We start from the raw sequence: 19,344 nt of genomic DNA, 5'->3' as shown, positions 1-19,344 counted from the left end.
CAATTAAAATTCTACATTTACACCAAGTACAAAAGATCTATTTTGCGGATATGTCCCCCAATCGAGACCTTGTACTCTTCCCGAATTTCCCCACTGGTTTACCTCCGGATCCATACCTGAATATTTAGTTAGGGTAAATAGGTTGCTGGCGGAAAAATAAGGCTGGATCTTTTGAATTCCAATCTTTTTCAATCGTTCAGGTGCAATGGAATAACCCAATGAAATATTTTTTACGCGCAAATAGCTTCCATCTTCCACAAAATAAGATGAGTTTCTGATATCAAAGCCTGCTTTAGGCACATGTGTAATCTGTCCCGGGACGCGCCATCTATCGAGTACAACTGTCGTTTGATTACGGCCATCATACATGCCCTCGGTTTCCATTCGGCTCGCATTGAAAATATCATTACCATAAGTGCCCTGAAGAAATATACTTAAGTCAAAATTTTTCCAGGAAAAGTTATTTGTCAATCCATATACAAATTTAGGATTGGGATCTCCAATATAAGTCAGGTCGGAAGGAGATGTTTTGCCATCAGCATTCAGATCTCTATACATCAATTCGCCTGTCTCTGGATTTACACCATCGGAGATATAACCGTAAAATCCACCTAAAGGCCTGCCAGGTTCATTCCTAACGACCGTTGCATTGACTAAGTTATTTGTAACCGCATCGTTGTAGATTTTTGTAAAGACCAGTTTATCGAGACGGTTCTTATTAAAGGAAATATTGAAATCTGTATTCCATGTAAAATCACCTGTAAGATTTTTGGAACTGATGCCAATCTCAAATCCTTTATTGGTCATCTCCCCCTCATTCCGTTTAATTGTACTCGCCGAAGAAGAGCCTGTAGGCAAGCTCACTTCCATCAACATATCTGTTGTTTTTTTATGGTAGTAGTCTAAGGTCAGGTTCAATCTATTATTTAATGTAGAGAAATCAATCCCCACATTTGCCTGAGTGGTTGTTTCCCATTTTAGATCTGTTGCGCGCAAAGTAGTCGAATTCCCAATATTTGGCGGAGAATATTGGTATTTGTCCTCAAACCAAGGTAAGCGCTGAATTACATTGAACGATAGATAAGAATAGTCGCCAAGTCCGGATTGGTTACCGGTCTGGCCCCATCCGCCACGTATTTTCAGATCATTGATCCAGTCCACATCTTTCATAAAATCTTCTGCGGATAAGCGCCATGCGGCTGACACCGAAGGAAAATATCCCCAACGACCAGAAGGGCTTAATTTAGACGATCCATCCGCACGCATATTTGCAGTTACAAGATATTTTCCATCGTAATTGTACATCGCACGGGCAAAATAAGATAAGATAGCCCAATTGGACGCTCCTGATCCGGTTCCATTCCATGAAATCTTATTTGCAGCATTAAGTGTCTGAATAATTCCGTTAGCATAGTTGGAACCATAAATATAACTATTGGTATATTTTGAATCGGTCCAGGATGAACCCGCCATCGCCTCCAAGCTATGTTTTCCGAAGCTTCTGCTATAAGTCAGCACATTATCCCAGGTCAATACCGTGTTTGTGTTTCGGGCATCGGAAGCTTCTCCAAACTGATTTCTACCCTGTTGTGTAATCCAGGGATCTAAAAATGTTGTCAGTACGCCCGATCGTCTGTCCATTGAAAATGAAGACTTCCAGGTTAAATTGGGCATAAAGGATATCAATGCACTTCCTGTCGCCAATAACCTATTCTCACGATTATTGTTATTCTTGGTTCGTTCAAGATTTTCTAAAGGGCTGTTGATATTTAGCCCATTAAAATTGGTGTTGTACCGATCAGGGAACAAAGGATCCCATATAGGTGCATAAGTTGGTGTATTGATGATCGAAGTAACGACTCCACCCCGATTAGATCCATTACCTGATATAATTCCGTTGGTATTGTAATCCGCATAAGCTATATTAGCGTTAACCTTCATCCATTTTTTTACCTGATTGTCTATATTCGCTTTGAAGTTATAGCGTCTAAAGAATGAACCTTGCAGCGTGCCTTTCTCAGTCAGATAGCCCCCACCCAAATAATAGCGCAATTTTTCATTACCATCAGAGATTGATAACTGGTAATTCTGTTGAACTCCGGTTTTATAGGTTTCCTTAAACCAGTCTGTTTGATCAGTAAGCCCTTCTGGCAGTTTAACATAACCTGTCTCCGCCATCAATTCCTTGTATTGCGCGGTATTCAACACTTTTACGGTATTATTTACGACATTTGCTGTCGCCTGCGCTCCTAAGGTAATTTTAGCTTCCCCTGCTTTTCCGGATTTTGTGGTCACAAGAATAACACCATTTGCTGCGCGCGACCCATAGATAGCCGCAGAAGAAGCATCCTTTAAAATCTGGATGTCTGTAATATCACTTGGCGATAGAAATTTGATGTCCTCAACAGGTAATCCATCGACAACATAAAGGGGATCGTTTGATCCATTGAATGATGTTGTACCCCGGACTTTAATTGACATTTCCCCTCCTGGTGCTCCATTGGGCTGGATCACCGATACACCGGCCGCCTTGCCTTGTATAGCCTGTCCCAAACTTACGACCGGCCTCTTCTCCAAATCTTTGGTTGATACAGAAGAAATTGCAGTAGTTACATCCTTCCGTTTTACGGCCCCGTAACCAATGACAATAACATCTTCAAGGACATTAGTCGCAGCGTTTAGCTGAACAGTCATGGTACTATTGGCGGGCAACTCTTTGTTGTCATAGCCAATAAAACTAAATTGAAGAATACTGCCTTGTGAGGCCGAAATCTGGAAACGACCTTCTCCATTACTGGAAACTGCATTGCTGGTGCCCTTTTGTGTGATCGTTACGCCAGTGAGTGGTTTTTGATCCTGCGCATCCAGCACCCGCCCGCTGACCTGAATACGGTCCTGTGCAAATACCGAATTCAACCAGGCACACAAGAAAACCAGCCCCATGGAAAAGGTTACTTTTCGAGTAAAGTAAATCATATGAAATAAAAAATTGGTTATTGTTTTGTTTGGTTATTCCAAATTGCGCGGAGTTTCCCCTGCTCCATCGCTCAAAACAAAACTAGCAGGACCCAGACAGGGAAAAAAGTGCAGGTACTTAAAAAGTACCCGTAAAAAATCACAAACAACTGAAAAACAATACTTTTGGAAAATAAAAGCAGGATAAAAAGTACTAAAAAGAGATAGATTTCATTCCTGTATTATTACTTTTCTGGTAGTTTCACTGCTTATTAAGCCGATCGATGGTTGCAATTTGACAAACTGATGCCTCAAAGGTATCCCGATTGCCGGCGGCTTTGTTGCGTACTTTGGTTCTGTAGTTGTAAACTGTGCGCAGGGAGTACCTCAGGAAACTGGCGATCTTAACGGAGTCGTCTATGCCTAAACGAATCAGTGCAAAAATACGCAGTTCTGTATTGAGCAATTCGCTTTTCTTCGGATATATCTTCTCGTCCTCCTGAAGAAGTGCATTAAATTCGTCAACAAATGTGGGATAAAGATTTAAAAAGATACGGTCAAAATTGATATACAGTTGCTGTATTTCTCTTTCCTCCATCTGCGTTGATTTCAATTGTTCACGAAGTGCTTCCCACTGCTGATTGCCTGCTTTCTTCAGCAAAGCCTTTCGTATATCCTCCATTTTGTCGATATAACTTGAACACATATCAAAAAATTGCGCAATATATTCTTCTTTAATGTGATTGGACTCGGAGAGTTTAAGATTCGTTTGATTGATTTCACTGTTCAACGCGCGTAACTGCTGGTTGGTTCCGGACAATTCGGATCTGATTCTACGCAGATGCTGTACTTGACGATAAATTACAATCAATCCAATAATAACACCGATCAACAAAAAACTGACCACAACAATCAAGGCAATCAACTGTTTATTCTGACTATTGATTTTCTGCTGATATGCAGCATTAATGATCGGGTAGGAAGAAGTACCCTCGATAATGCGATAACGAACTTTACATAGCATTGCGTCATCGATCGCCTTTTCAATATAGCGAAAGGCACGATCAAAATCCTGTTTATCATAGTAAGTTAGTGCTAGATCATGAAATGACGCATTGTCCCGATTTGCCATTTCAATATCCGCACTTGCCGACACAGTCAGATAATAAAGTTGGCCGGCCGCATTTTTTTCGTATTTATAGATCAAACTGATAAAATAGGACAATAAGGCCCGCTGTTCGAGGTCTTTTTGATTTTGTTTCCAAAGGTCGAAAAATTGTTTTTTTGCATCTTCCCGACTGCCATTAAATAAGGTTTTTATCGCCATGGTCGTCCGGTATTCCAAGGAAGATTTCGGCAAAACCTGTAATAAGGAATCCCTATAGCGTTCACTTGCCTGATAATATTCCTGACGATTGTTACTTTGCCCATAATGACTATAAAATGAACTATAGGTATCGTAATATTTGGCTAAAAGTTTATTGTCAAGTCCTGCAGAACTAATCTCATTCAACAATTTTGATGCTTCAATATAACGCCCAACTGTCGAATAAACCCAGGCTAAATCAAGTTGAATAACCGTATGAAGTGAATCATTATTAGGTGGAGCTAATTTTTGGCAAAGTGTGATATAGCGAAGTGCAGCATCGGAATCGAACTTCTTATAGTTCTGAAAGATTTCGTAATTCTTTTGAAAAAAGCGGTTTCTATCAGTTTCAAGTGCTTTCGCTTCCTGTTTTAGTTTATCCAGCTTGTCTTCCCGATTTTTAACATACATCTTCTGATTTTCCATTAGATATTCTAGGCGATGAAAAATCTTGGTACTATCCGAATAATCCTGAGCAGATAATAAACAACTCAAATGAAATAGAAAAATGAAAACAAAAATACGCTGCAACATAATAAGGCTCGGTTCAACATCATCAAAGCTAAACTACATAAAAATAACAATAAAAAAGAGGACATCTCCCGACGGCCTCTTTCTCTGCCCCTGTTAGGGGCCTAAGAATTAACAATTTAATTCTTTATCGCATGAAAAATAGTTTTCTTATTTTTATTCAAAGGTGGATTTATTTCCACCCGCCACCTAAAGCTTTGTAAAGTAAAATCTGGTTAAGGGTATTTTCTTTCTCCAGTTCCACTTTTCCAATCTGAGCTTCTAGGGATTCCTTTTGCGCTGTAACCACATCCAGTGATGTCACGCGGCCAGCGATAAACAGCTCCTGCGCGGCTTCAATGGATAGATCCAATGCCTTTACATGCTCGTCTACGAACGTACGACGTTTGCTGATAGCCTCCTGTGTCATAATGACATTAGAGACCTCATTATAAGCATTCACTACAGCTTTTTCATAGTCCAAAAAAGCGATTCCATAATCGGCTTTTGCAATTTCATATTGTGTCTTCAATTGCCGTTGATTCAATATTGGCAGTGTAATGCCGCCAAATAAATTATAAGCAATGGATTTGTCCAGATTAAACAACTTGTTAAAACTGAAACTCTGCAAACCGACAAAAGGGCTAATGGCCACCGAAGGCAAAAAAGCCAGCCGGGATGCCTCCTGACTATTTGACGAGGCCATCATCTTCAGATAGGCTGCTTTGATATCCGGACGCTGGTTGACCAGATCGTCTGGCGTCCCGAAGGACATTGCATGGTATAGACTTGTATTCTCAACATATTCACTGCGCTTGATAGGTTGATAATATCGTCCCAGCAATCCGTTGATATGATGCTCCCAAAGCGCAATTTCCTGACTTAATTTCTCCTTAGCAGATTTAGAGTTTGCCAATAATGCTTTAAACTGTTGAACAGACAGTTCTGTGGCATAACCGGCATCTTTTTTTACCTCCACCACTTCAAGCGCATTGGCATGCAGTTCAATATTGCGGTTATACACCTTGATCTTTTGGTCTAAAGCCATTAATTCATAATAGGCAGTCGCAATATTGGATACCAATTCCGTTTCCAACAGGCGTTTTCCCTCCTGCTCAGCCAAAAAGCCAAAATAAGCAGCTTGTTTTTGGCTTTTTAATTTACCCCATAGATCGATTTCCCAAGAAGAACGAAGTCCAATAAAATAATCAGGAATAAATGGTTCAGGCAGCTTTTCATCACTTTTTAAATTATCTGAAAAGTTTGAATCATAGTTACCGATACCCGATTCCGTATAATGACCATACTTACGTATCCCGCCCTCGACAGCAGCTTCGACTGTAGGCCCCAATGCTGCTTTCCGCTGTTTAAAATAAGCTTGCGCAGATTCCAGTCGTAAGATGGATTGACGGATATCGATATTATTCTGCAAAGCGGAATCAATCAATGCGACCAGAAGTGGGTCTTTAAAAATTTCACGCCAGGATCGATTACCCACATTTACACTATCAACAGCTGCTCTTGACGAAAAAGTCGTCGGCACGGAAACTGCTTCAGGTTGAGCCGTCTTCTTAGGGACGGAACAACTACCGAAAAGAATGAGCGCAGTGATCACTAGTGAAGTCTGTTTGATGACCTGTTTTTTATTCTCTTTTTTCGAGAATAAGATGACCAGCCCCGGGATAACAATAACTCCTAATATCGTCCCAATAAGCATCCCGCCGACCGCAGCTGTACCAATACTTCGGTTACCCAAAGCTCCGGCACCACTAGCCATCATCAAGGGAATCAATCCGGCAATAAAGGCAAATGAAGTCATTAAAATAGGACGTAGACGGGCCACAGCACCTTCAATAGAAGCTGTTACAATATCCATTCCCTGTTTATATTTTAAATTAGCATATTCGACAATTAGGATGGCATTTTTACCCAAAAGACCGATCAGCATGACTAAAGCTACCTGGGCATAAATATTGTTTTCCAAGCCAAAGACTTTCAGGAAGATAAAGGCGCCAAAAATTCCGGCTGGTAAACAGAGTAGAACCGGTAACGGCAATAAAAAGCTTTCGTATTGGGCGCACAACAACAGGTAAACAAATAATAGACAGAGCGCAAAAATATATAGGGCCTGATTTCCTGAAATCTTTTGTTCGCGCGTCATTCCGGACCATTCAATACTATAGCCCTGCGGCAAAGAAGAAGCAATCTTTTCCACTTCTTCGATCGCTTGTCCCGAACTGAAACCTGGCGACGACTGGCCGGTGATCATGGCCGAACTAAACATATTGTACCGCGTAATCTGTTCAGGGCCATAGATACGTTCCATGGAAATAAACGCATTATAGGGTACCATCTCGCCGGTTTCATTCTTGACATATAGCCTGAGGACATCTTCAGGTCGCTGACGGTACTCCGGTCCAGCCTGCACCATCACCTTATACATCTGTCCGTAACGAATGAAATTTGTCGCATAGAGACTGCCCATCAAGGTCTGTAAGGTATTCATCGCATTTTCTACGGATATCCCTTTCTTAGCGGCCATATCATAGTCCACTTTGAGCATATATTGTGGAAAGTTAACGTCGAAACTGGAACTGATATCCTGGATAACTTCACTTTTCTCCATATCCTCCATAAACTTCTCCAGCACCTCTGCAGTCTTATTCAGATCCTCATTACCGCTGCGGTCCAACAAGCGTAATTCAAATCCGGAAGAGTTACCGAAGCCCGGAACCGTAGGTGGCGGAAAAAAATCAATCTGCCCATCGACAAAATCTTTCGTTTTCTCCCGTAGTTCTTTGATCACATCATCCACCGTCTGATCACGTTCTTTCCAGGGTTTAAGGTTGATCATTCCCATTCCATAGGAAGCACCCGATACCTCGGTCACGATACTATACCCTGATAAAGTTGAAACCGTTTCAACAATATCCAGTTTGCGGGCGACGGAATCGATCTTATCCAACACACGTTCGGTACGATCCACCGTAGCCCCTGGAGGGGTAGTCACAGCGACATAGATCATTCCCTGATCTTCCGTTGGAATAAATCCGGATGGCAATATTGCGCTACTTCCCCAAGTCGCTACGAAGAATCCACCCAACAATAGCAACGTAAGGCCGCGCCGTGCACTTGTTTTCACTAAGATTCCTTTATATCCGAAAGCTGTGCGGTCATATATCGCATTGAATTGTTTAAAGAAACGATCTAACCAATTATTGGAAGGTTTACGGTCGTGCGGTGACCTCAGGAAAAGCGCACATAGTGCTGGTGTCAATGTCAAGGCATTTATACCGGAAATCACAATGGCAGCAGCCAAAGTCAGCGAAAACTGTCGATAAAATATCCCGACCGGACCGGAAAGAAAAGCAACGGGTACAAACACCGCTGACATGACCAGCGTGATCGCTACTACAGCGCCCCCCACTTCTTTCATTGCCTCTAAGGTCGCCTCCATAGGCTGCAAATGTTCTTCCTCCATTTTGGCATAGACAGCCTCTACGACCACAATCCCGTTGTCGACCACGATGCCGATGGCCAATACCAAGGCAAATAGCGTTAACAAGTTGATCGAAAAGCCTAACATCTGCATGAAAAACAAAGCACCGATCAGACAGACCGGAACTGCTAAAATCGGGATAACAGTCGCTCTAAAATCCTGTAAGAAGATAAACACGACAATGAAAACCAATAGAAATGCTTCCAATAGGGTTTTGATCACCGATGAAATAGAGGCATCCAAGAAACGGGAAACATCATAACCCATGGTATAAGTCATACCTGCTGGAAACGAAGTCTGTTTCAATTCCGCCATCCGATCTTTTACCCGTTGAATAACTTCTTGGGCGTTTGATCCGGGGAGCTGTTTTAACATGATCGAGGCAGATGGCCGACCATCCGTCTTAGAAACCATTTCATAATCCAGGGATCCGAATTCAACATCGGCGACATCCTTAATACGGATAATCGAACCATTTGAATTGGCGCGAATAGGCACATTGGCATATTCATCAATTTCTGTAAACTTTCCAGGGTAACGCAATACGTATTGTTGCATATTACGCATTTTATCGGAGCTGATACCTGTCTGTCCAGGAGCAGCTTCAATATTCTGTTTACGCAAAGCAGCAACCACATCTTCCGCAGAGATATTATAGGCTGCCATACGATCGGGCTTTACCCATACACGCATCGCATAGTCGCGCATACCCATAATCTGAGCGAGTCCTACCCCTTCAATACGTTTAAGTTCCTTCAGGATATTGATATCGGCGAAATTATAGATGAAGCGTTCGTCAGCAGTTTCATCGTCGGTAAAGACATTCAGGTACATCAACATGGAGTTGACTTCTTTCTCTGTTGTTACACCGGCTTTGATAACTTCCTCGGGCAATTCATCGAGCACTGTTGTCACCCTATTCTGAACATTGACCGCAGCAATATCTGGATCAGTTCCTACTTCGAAGAAAATCTGTATCACCGTACTTCCGTTATTGGTCGATACAGAGTTCATGTAGGTCATCCCTGCTACCCCATTGATTGCTTTCTCCAAAGGAATAGCAACGGCATTGGTGCTTACTTCAGCATTCGCACCAGTATAATTGGCATTCACAACTACCGATGGTGGAACGATATCCGGAAATTGGGTAATCGGCAAGGTAAATAATGCCAGTAAACCCAAGAGTGTAATAAAAACCGATATGACTAGCGATAATATGGGTCTTTTTATAAATGTTTCAAACATAATTATCCTCCGCTACAGCTTCCTCAATTTTGGATTAATTTTCATCCCGTTACGCAAGTTTTGCACACCTTCATAAACCACTTTAACATTTGGATCAAGGCCTCCCTCAACAATGTAATAGTGACCTACACGAGGCCCCGCAACAAAAGGTGTCATCTTGACTGTACTATCGGCCTGCATGGTATAAACATAGGTCTTGTCCTGTATCTCAAATACTGATTTCTGGTGTACAAATGCATGTTCACCCGTTTCCATAGGTACGGCAATCTTACCGGTTGCACCATGTTTCAGGATATGTTCCTTATTTGGAAATTGTACACGAAGTGCGATAGATCCTGTATTTGCCTCAAATTCACTTTCGACAATATGTGCTACGCCTTCATGTGGATATAATGCTCCATTTGCTAAAATTAATTTCACCGTTTTACGGGTTTCCTTGCCATTCATCTTATCCTGCATCATCGTCAGGTACTCGCGTTCTGAAATGTCAAAATATACGTTAACCTGGCTTAGATCGGAAATTGTTGTAATGAGGCTTCCTTCGGTCAGCAGTGATCCTTCCTTCAATAGAATCCGATCTATCCGACCATCAAAAGGGGCTTGGATAACCGTGTAATCCAGTCTGGTCTGGGCCTGATTGACTAAGGCACGGGCTTCCTCAATTTTAGAATTGGCGGCTTTCAACTGAATTTTCAGTAGATTATATTCCGAAGAGCTCACAATGTTTTTATCCACCAACTTTTGGGTTCTTTCCATCTCCAGCTTAATTTTTTGGGCTTCAGCAATGGAATTATCATATTGCGCCTTTGCTTTAGCAAGCTCTGAGCGGTACTCTTCGTTATTATATCTGAACAAAACCTGCCCTTTCTTTACCCAGGCGCCTTCATCCACGTAGATTTTATCTAGAAATCCATTTAGTTTGGAGCGGATCTCCACATTTTTCAAGGCCTGAATATCTGCAATATATTCCTGATACACTGTTGTGTCCATTACAACCAATGGTGTAATTGGGATATTCTTAATTTCTTTGTTTTGCTCGGCATTAGCATTGGAGGAGCGACAAGAAGCCAGCATCCCTACCGCGCCCAATAACAGGCACAGTGCAAATAATTTTTTCATAAAAACGATAAAAAATAAAATGTAAAACTAGGGGGGAGCTACAATAATATTGTAAAGGGATACACCAGAGCAACTGCTCCAGGTTACCAGAAAAGTAAAAACACTATTATTTTATAGACTCCAATAGAAAAGTAGGGCGAATACCTAGAAAGGTCGGAGTCTATATAGGAATTGATAATATCCGGGTCTACAGAGTGTTTTAGACCGATAAAATGGATGTGCCTTATCCTTTGAAAAGCATAAAGCAGTAAATACTATCCCAAAAACAAATATGAAAATGGATAATACCTGACTATTAACAGAAAATATACGATAATCGTCCTGCAATAGGACTTTCTCTTCCTGGGAAGAATGAATAGGTTCTAAATCCAATACATCATCCAGAAAATACTCCACGATCGTTTCACCCGCATGCAGCACTTGTCCTGTCGTCGATGAGAATGACTCATACGTCAGGAGATTGAGATACGCAAAAAGTGTTAAAAAATGAAATAATTTACCTAACATATCGAATTTTCGAATCACAAAGGTATGACTTTAAATAACCAAGATTATTTTATTCGTGTAAAAAAACCATGACAGCAAGTCGATTAATTGTCATGGTTTTTTAAATGTTTTACTTATTTTTTGAGCGAACTGTATCCGTTATTTATAACAATTTGTTCATCCAGGCCTTTTTATATTAACGCTTTTCATTACTGAAAGAATATGGCGCATCACCTTTCTCAATTCCTCTATTTTTATTCGGTTCGGTACTCATTTTGAATTCCAGGTCTGCACCATCTATCAGATCCGAATAGCGAATATAATTTTTTTCATAAGTTTTTCCATTTAAGGAAAGCTGGTTTACATACACCTGATTTATATGCTCCTGTTTGGCATGGATATGAATCTCCTTTCCGTTTTCGAGTTTTAAAGTTACCTTATCAAACTGAGGTGAACCGATTACATATTCTCCAGATCCAGGTGAAACCGGGTAAAATCCCAAGGATGAAAATACATACCAGGCAGAAGTCTGACCATTATCTTCGTCGCCACAGTAGCCATCCGGCGTCGGGAGATACAATTTGTCCATTATTTTACGAACCCAGTATTGTGCCTTCCATGGTTCTGCCGCATAGTTATAAAGGTAAGGCATATGTTGGATGGGCTGATTACCATGTGCATATTGTCCCATATTCATCACTTGCATTTCACGCATCTCGTGGATCATGCTACGACTCTTCATTCCTTCATAACTCGGAATAACAAATACAGTATCCAACATGGAAACGAAAGATTTATTTCCGCCCATCAAGTCTATTAGCCCCTGGGGATCATGGAACACACAAAAACTCCAATGCCAGGCGTTACCCTCCGTATATTCACGGGACCATGCACTTGGGTCAAAATTCGCGACAAAAGAACCATCTGCTTTTTTACCACGCATCAACTTTGTTGTTGGGTCAAAAAGATTTTTGTAATTCATCGCCCGTTGTGCATAGATCGCTGTTTCAGATTTTGGTTTGCCGAGTGTCTTTCCAAATTCATAGATACACCAATCGTTATAAGCATATTCCAAGGAGCGGGCCACGTTCTGGTCAACCTTTACATCTGCTGGGATGTAGCCTAGTTTATTATAGTATTCATAACCAAAACGTCCAGTAGAAGAATGTTTAGGGTAAGCATTATTTGCACCATGTTTCAGGGCCTCCCAAAGGATTTCTTTATCATAACCTGTTCGATTGGTGACCAAGGCATCCGTTACGACCGAGGCAGAATTATTGCCAATCATCGATGCACGATGTCCAGGCGATGCCCATTCCGGCAAATATCCACTTTCCTTATAGGCATTCACCAAACCCGCCTGCATACGATCATTCATGGTTGGATACAATAAATTCAAAAGCGGGAACAAGCTTCTGAATGTGTCCCAGAACCCCGTATCGGTGAACATTTCGCCGGGTAAGACCTGACCGTTATATGGACTATAATGCATTCTTTTCCCTGAAGCATCAATCTCGGAAAAATCCCGTGGGAACAAAGTTGAACGGTAAAGACAGGAATAAAATGTACGCAAACGGTCTACGTTTTTATCTTCTACCTGAACACGCCCCAATACCTCGTTCCATTGTTGTTTACCTTCATCTACAACCTGCTCAAATGATTTGGACCGCACTTCGTTGAGATTAAGTTCTGCCTGTTCAAAACTAATAAAGGATGAGGCCACCTTTGCTAGTACCTTCTCTCCGCGCTTTAACGCAGGGAAACCAACGATCGCTCCCGCATGATCATCCTGAATTTCCAGCTGATTATCCTTCATATTGCCATTCCTTACGCCGGCTTTATACGAAAAAGGACGATCAAAAATGATAACAAAATAATTCTTAAAATTATCAGGGACACCACCACTATTTTTTGTTGAATAACCAATGATTTTATTTTCCTGCGGAATAACCTTGATATAGGATCCCTTGTCAAAAGCATCGATAGCTACGTAGGCATGCTCTGTCTTTGGAAAAGTAAACTGAAATATCGCCGCTCGCTGCGAAGGTGTGAGCTCCGTAGTGACATCATGGTCAGCGAGATAAACACTATAATAATAAGGTTTGGCAACCTCTGCTTTATGTGAAAACCAACTTGCACGTTTTTCTTGATCAAACTGAGGTTTTCCGGTCATGGGCATCAACGAAAATTGCCCATAGTCATTATTCCAGGGACTCGGTTGATGTGTCTGTTTAAATCCCTTAATTTTATCAGCAGTATAAGTATATACCCAACCATCACCCATATTCCCCGTTTGCGGTGTCCAAAAGTTCATTCCCCAGGGACGTGCTATGGCAGGATAAGTATTTCCATTAGACAGTTCGTATTTAGATTCGGTACCGATCAACGGATTTACATAGTCTACCGGCGAAGGTTGCTGCGCTAAACTTACATGAGCAGCAAAAAGAAAAAGGATACCGCCCGTTATTTTTTTAATGTTAAACATAATTCTTGATTTGGTTGAAGCCGTCTTAAAAACACCTCAAAAAGCTAAAACGTATTAGTAAATATAGTTAAGAAATTTAAATATAGGAGAGAACCGCTTTATTTTCACAAGATGGTTACAAAAAATCCCCTATTCAAGCGTCTGTTTGAATAGGGGAATGGATTCTAAAAATGTCAGCTCAGCGAGCTTGGCTGCGCTATGCTATATTTTATACTTGTTTGATTACTATATTCGTAGATTGCCTACCATACTATTTATTTGGTTTACTGCTCATCGTGTAGATCAATTCGGCACCATTGATCAAGCTATTGTATGGCAGTTTCAAATTATTCAAAGGCTGACCATTCAGCGTCACGGATTTGACATACACATTCTTCTCCGACTGGTTACGCACGGTGATGGCGATCGTTTTTCTGTTTTCGAGATTGATCTTTGCAGATTTCACCAATGGGCTACCGATCCAATAGGAATCTTCTCCCGGTGCTACAGGGTAAAATCCGAGTGCCGTAAATAGGTACCAAGCAGACATCTGTCCACAATCATCGTTTCCTCCCAAACCGGCATGACCGTTATGATATTGATTTCGAATAATCTGACGTAGACTTGCCTGCGCTTTCCAAGGGCTCTGCGTTATGTTATAGAGATAAGCCACATGATGTGAAGGCTCATTGCCATGAACATAGTTCCCAATAATTCCATCCCGGGTAATATCCTCAGTATGCTCAAAATATTTATCGGGCAATTCCATTGTAAATAAAGAATCCAGATAAGTCTCCAATTTCTTTTGCCCCCCCATACGTTCCATCATCTCCCGGGGTTGATGAGGGACATATAAGCTATAATTCCAGGAATTCCCTTCAATAAAGCCCTGTCCATGGGTATCCAATACATCAAACTGCTCCTTAAATTTCCCTTGAGAATTCTTTGGTCGCATAAAACCAATTGTCGGATCATAAAGTGATTTCCAACTCTCAGCACGTTTCGAAAAAGTACGGTAGATATCTTCTTTCCCTAGCTTCTTGGCCAATTGTGCAATACACCAGTCGTCATAAGCATATTCCAGCGTATTGGAAACTGAAGTGCCAGATACATCATCTGGGACATATCCTTTGTCAATATAAGCGCCTATCCCTTCATAATTACGTGTATTTGCTGTTTGTACACAAGCCCGTAATGCGGCTTCAGGATCGCCCTTATAGACACCTTTCAATATCGCATCCACAATGACGGATACAGAATGGTAACCACTCATACACCAGTTGTCGTTCGCATAATGCGACCAGATTGGCAACATCTTTAATACGCTCTGATCATAATGCGCCATCATTGAGGCCACCATATCCGCATTTCGCGAAGGATTAATCAGATTCAGCAGTGGATGAAAAGCTCTAAACGTATCCCAAAGTGAAAATGAAGTATAATTCGTGAACCCCTTAGCCTGATGAATCTCCTGATCCAGTCCTTTATACTCCCCGTTCTGATCCATATAAATGGTCGGCATCAGACTGGCATGATACATTGCCGTATAGAAATTGATCAGATCCTCCTTATTCAACATATCCACTTCAATTTTGTGAAGTTCCTTTTCCCAAGCGGTTTGTCCAGCGCGCACATAAGCCTCAAAATCCCAATTTGGCGCTTCGATTTCCATATTATGGAGCGCATTCCTCATACTTACCGGGCTTAACGCAACTTTCATCTGGATTGATTCCTGCGTTTTGGTATCGAAGTCCAAATGCAATTTGATATTGTGGGCCGCTAGATCAGGAAAATTCTGCTGTTGGTCAAACTTGCGCCAGAAACCGTTATACACCGTTTTTCCATCCTCGTATTTAGCCCCGTAGTTTTTGAAAGGCTTGGATGTCTTTATAGCAAAATACACCGTACGTGTACGCGACCATCCATTGGTCTGGCGATAGCCTACCAAGGTCGAGTCATTCAATACTTTAACAACTGTCCAGACGTTTTTACCATCATAGTTATAAATTCCAGCAGTTAAATCCAGGACAAGATGTGAGGCATCCGATTGTGGAAAAGTATAACGATGGATACCGACACGAGATGTTGTGGTTAACTCAGCCTTAATCTGATGTTTATCAAGTAAAACGCTATAGTAGTTGGGCTCAGCACGTTCATTCGCATGCGAATAAGGAGATCTATATCCTCCCTGAGGTTGATCTGCAGTGCCCGGATTGAGCTGCACCTTACCTTGGGTTGGCATGACCAATATATCACCAAGATCAGAGTGACCGGTACCACTAAAGTGTGTGTGGCTAAAGCCGACAATCGTCGGGTCACTGTACTGATACCCTGCACAGTAATTATATACATCACCATTGTACCTTCCATTTACAGCATAGGATAAGGTATCCGTATCCGGACTTAGTTGCACTGCCCCGAAAGGAACTGTTGCCCCGGGGAAGGTGTGCCCCATCCGCGCGGTTCCGATCAGTGGTTTGACATACTGAATCAATTTGGTTTCCTGCGCTCTTACTAAATAAGGGAGGCAAAGAAAACCGAAACAAATTAAACTTCTTATGTTCATCACTTAAGGATTAGATCTTTGGATTTTGACTATAAGCATTCCACAGCTCGTCAATTGTCTTTCCCGTCTGCGCTTTCCAGAAATCATCTGTATACGTTTTACTCCGCATTGCAGCATCCAATTTTTTAACAAAATCCTTTTTTACGTTTTTGTTAATCCAATAGAGGAAACGTGCCGTAGTACGATAAGAATCCGTATATTTTTGTTTTTCTGTAAACTCAGGTAACTTCCAATTTGCCCCAGCGTTATCTAATCCGTCATCAAAACGAACAAAATCTGCTATCCCTTCGGTTATCCACCAAGGGCCAGCCCCATCCGGATAGGCCTGCACGATATGCATCACTTCATGGGTAACAACATCGATATCGCCCGGATTTTTTGCAAACCATTCTGGACTATAGCGGACAATACCGCCGGCTGTAGCCGCTACCCCCTTATAATCCGGATCAATGACAAAAGACACTTTTTTAATGGTCTTGCTATTATATTTTTTTGCCAGCTTGGGATAATTCGTAAAATACGCCGCTATCAACCTATCTTTTAGCGCTGGACTAAAATTTTTGTCTTTATTGATCCAGATCAAGGTATAGCCGTTTTTGCTAATACTATCCACATCCACAGCGATCTTACGGTCGTTTTCGGTATGTTGCCAATTGTCCTGTGCCAAAACTGAACAGGAATACAATAAGCCTACGACAGCCAATGTTTTTTTTAGATAATTAAAGTTCATAATCAGGTTTATAATTTGCTTATTTTTTCTTTGTTGATTTTGTTGATTTCGTCACCGTCTTCAATTCATTCGACATCGAATATGGAGCGGCATTTGAGGTCGCGCCTCTATTGTAATTGGGCTTGGCGGTCATATCAAAATGAAGATTTCCACCTTCATGAAGTGCTTTGTGACTCAACCAGTTCTTACCATGCGCTGTTCCATTCATCTGCAAAGTATTGACATACACATTTTCCTTCGAATTATTCGGTGCATCGATTGTCAATGTTTTACCATTTTCAAAAGTTAAGGTCGCTTTCTTAAACAATGGAGCCCCCAGCACATATTCATCTGTCGCTGGACAAACAGGATAAAAACCTAATGCAGAGAATACATACCATGCTGACGTTTGACCATTATCCTCGTCACCACAATAACCGTCAGGAGTTGGCTTATACATTCTGTCCATAACCTGGCGTACCCAATACTGTGTTTTCCAGGGCTGGCCGGCATAATTATATAAGTATGGCATATGCTGAATAGGCTGATTACCATGTGCATATTGGCCCATATTGGCAACCTGCATTTCCCGAATTTCGTGGATAATACCGCCATAATAGCTATCATCAAAATCTGGCGCCTGAACAAATACTGAATCCAACATATTGACAAAAGTTTTTTCGCCGCCCATTAGATCGATCAGCCCTTTTACATCATGGAAAACACTCCAGGAGTAATGCCAACTATTACCTTCAGTAAAGGCATCCCCCCATTTCAATGGATTGAAAGGTGCCTGGAATTTACCATCCTTATTTTTACCACGCATCAAATTAGTGGAAGGATCGAATAAGTTCTTATAATTTTGAGCACGCTTCGCATACAACTCTATCTCAGCCTTAGGACGGTTCAATGCTTTTGCCAACTGGTATATGGTAAAGTCATCATAAGCATATTCCAACGTACGGGCAGCATTTTCATTGATTTTAACATCATAGGGAACATAACCTAAGCTATTGTAATATTCAACACCTTTTCGTCCAACAGCGGTCATTGGCCCTTCATTGTTCGCACCATGTTGCAAGGCCTCATATAACTTATTGATATCATAACCGCGTAACCCCTTTATATAAGCATCTGAAACCACCGAAGCGGAGTTGTTACCAACCATGATATCCGCATATCCCGGGCTGCTCCATTCCGGTAAGAATCCACCTTCCAGATAGGCGTTGAGCAATCCTTCCTGCATTTCTTTATTGATAGAAGGATACATAAAGTTTAAGAAGGGATACAAGGCTCTAAAAGTATCCCAAAAACCTGTACCGCCAAACAAGTATCCCGGCAGCGTTTTACCATTATATGGGCTGTAATGGACGGCCTTTCCTTGCGCATCGATTTCATATAGTTTATTCGGGAAAAACAAGGTACGGTACATTGTCGAATAAAATGTACGCAATTGATCAATATCATCGCCTTCCACCTTAATTTTACCTAAGGTTGTATTCCATATCTGGCGACCATCTTCTTTAATTTGATCAAATGACTTATTGCCGAGCTCATTTAAGTTTAACAGTGCCTGCTCAGCACTGATAAACGAGGAAGCAACTTTTATCTGAACAGGTTTCGACTTATCCTTCACTTTGAAACCAACGATAGCACCTGTATGGTCACCTTTGATCTGTAGCTGGCCATCTTTCTTTTCCTTTCCCTCCCAGGTAGCAACACTGGCAAAAGGTTGATCGAAAACAAGAACAAAATAGTTCTTGAAATTTTCAGGCAATGGGCCGCGCGCATATTTCGACGAGTAGCCAATGATCATATTCTTTTCAGGAATGATTTGAACTTCTGAGCCTTTTTCATAAGCATCCAAAACGATATAAGCATCATCCGTCTTATTGAAAGAGATGCGGAAGATTGCTGCCCGTTCAGTCGGTGTCATCTCCGCTGTCACGTCATGATCTGCCAAATAAACAGAATAATAATAGGGTTTTACAATTTCCGCTTTATGCGAAAACCAGCTTGCACGTTCATCCTGATCAAAAACAGGTTTTCCGGTAACCGGCATAATAGAGAAAACACCATAGTCATTCATCCAAGGAGAAGGCTGATGCGTCTGCTTCAAGCCGCGGATTTTATCAGCTGTATATTGATACTGCCATCCATCGCCATTTTTCCCAGTCTGCGGTGTCCACATGTTCATCCCCCATGGTCTCGCTATGGAAGGGTAAGTATTCCCATTGGATAGCTCAAATTTGGATTCAGTACCCATCAACGGATTCACCAGATCCACGGCTTCCATTTGCTGTCCTCTAAACTTCTGAGCCAAAACCGGTTTTGCGCAAAACAAACCCAAGGACAATAATGACCCTAGAAAAACACTAAATGATTTCTTCATTATTTAGGATATATATATAAATATTTCTACTAA

The 19,344-nt window shown here is 41.4% G+C and carries 9 protein-coding genes; all 9 read right to left on the bottom strand.

Annotated features, from left to right (window positions below):
- Window positions 1–3 precede the first annotated feature (3 nt).
- Complete coding sequence (locus ABDW32_RS17745) at window positions 4–2,976, bottom strand: TonB-dependent receptor (protein ID WP_343564799.1); 2,973 nt, start codon at window positions 2,974–2,976, stop codon at window positions 4–6.
- Window positions 2,977–3,217: 241 nt separating this feature from the next.
- Complete coding sequence (locus ABDW32_RS17740; protein ID WP_343564797.1) at window positions 3,218–4,747, bottom strand: DUF6377 domain-containing protein; 1,530 nt, start codon at window positions 4,745–4,747, stop codon at window positions 3,218–3,220.
- Between the two features lie 277 nt (window positions 4,748–5,024).
- On the bottom strand, window positions 5,025–9,575 hold the full coding sequence (locus tag ABDW32_RS17735; protein WP_343564796.1) for an efflux RND transporter permease subunit: 4,551 nt from the start codon (window positions 9,573–9,575) through the stop codon (window positions 5,025–5,027).
- A 12-nt stretch (window positions 9,576–9,587) separates the two neighbouring features.
- Window positions 9,588–10,694: an efflux RND transporter periplasmic adaptor subunit gene (locus tag ABDW32_RS17730; protein ID WP_343564794.1), complete on the bottom strand. Its 1,107-nt coding sequence runs from the start codon at window positions 10,692–10,694 to the stop codon at window positions 9,588–9,590.
- Window positions 10,695–10,838: 144 nt separating this feature from the next.
- The gene (locus ABDW32_RS17725) at window positions 10,839–11,219 is read right to left on the bottom strand and encodes a hypothetical protein (RefSeq protein ID WP_343564792.1); all 381 of its coding nucleotides are present in this window, start codon (window positions 11,217–11,219) and stop codon (window positions 10,839–10,841) included.
- Window positions 11,220–11,376: 157 nt separating this feature from the next.
- Window positions 11,377–13,665, bottom strand: coding sequence for a GH92 family glycosyl hydrolase (locus ABDW32_RS17720; RefSeq protein WP_343564790.1), 2,289 nt, complete (start codon window positions 13,663–13,665; stop codon window positions 11,377–11,379).
- 250 nt (window positions 13,666–13,915) lie between these two features.
- The gene (locus ABDW32_RS17715; RefSeq protein ID WP_343564789.1) at window positions 13,916–16,210 is read right to left on the bottom strand and encodes a GH92 family glycosyl hydrolase; all 2,295 of its coding nucleotides are present in this window, start codon (window positions 16,208–16,210) and stop codon (window positions 13,916–13,918) included.
- 10 nt (window positions 16,211–16,220) lie between these two features.
- Window positions 16,221–16,940, bottom strand: coding sequence for a basic secretory protein-like protein (locus tag ABDW32_RS17710; RefSeq protein WP_343564787.1), 720 nt, complete (start codon window positions 16,938–16,940; stop codon window positions 16,221–16,223).
- Between the two features lie 19 nt (window positions 16,941–16,959).
- Window positions 16,960–19,311 carry a GH92 family glycosyl hydrolase gene (locus ABDW32_RS17705; protein WP_343564785.1) on the bottom strand — a complete coding sequence of 784 codons (2,352 nt, stop codon included), beginning with the start codon at window positions 19,309–19,311 and terminating at the stop codon, window positions 16,960–16,962.
- Window positions 19,312–19,344: the final 33 nt, after the last annotated feature.

Origin of the sequence: Sphingobacterium sp. (assembly GCF_039596235.1) — a bacterium.
Lineage (GTDB): Bacteria > Bacteroidota > Bacteroidia > Sphingobacteriales > Sphingobacteriaceae > Sphingobacterium.
This window is presented reverse-complemented; position numbering and strand designations above follow the sequence as displayed.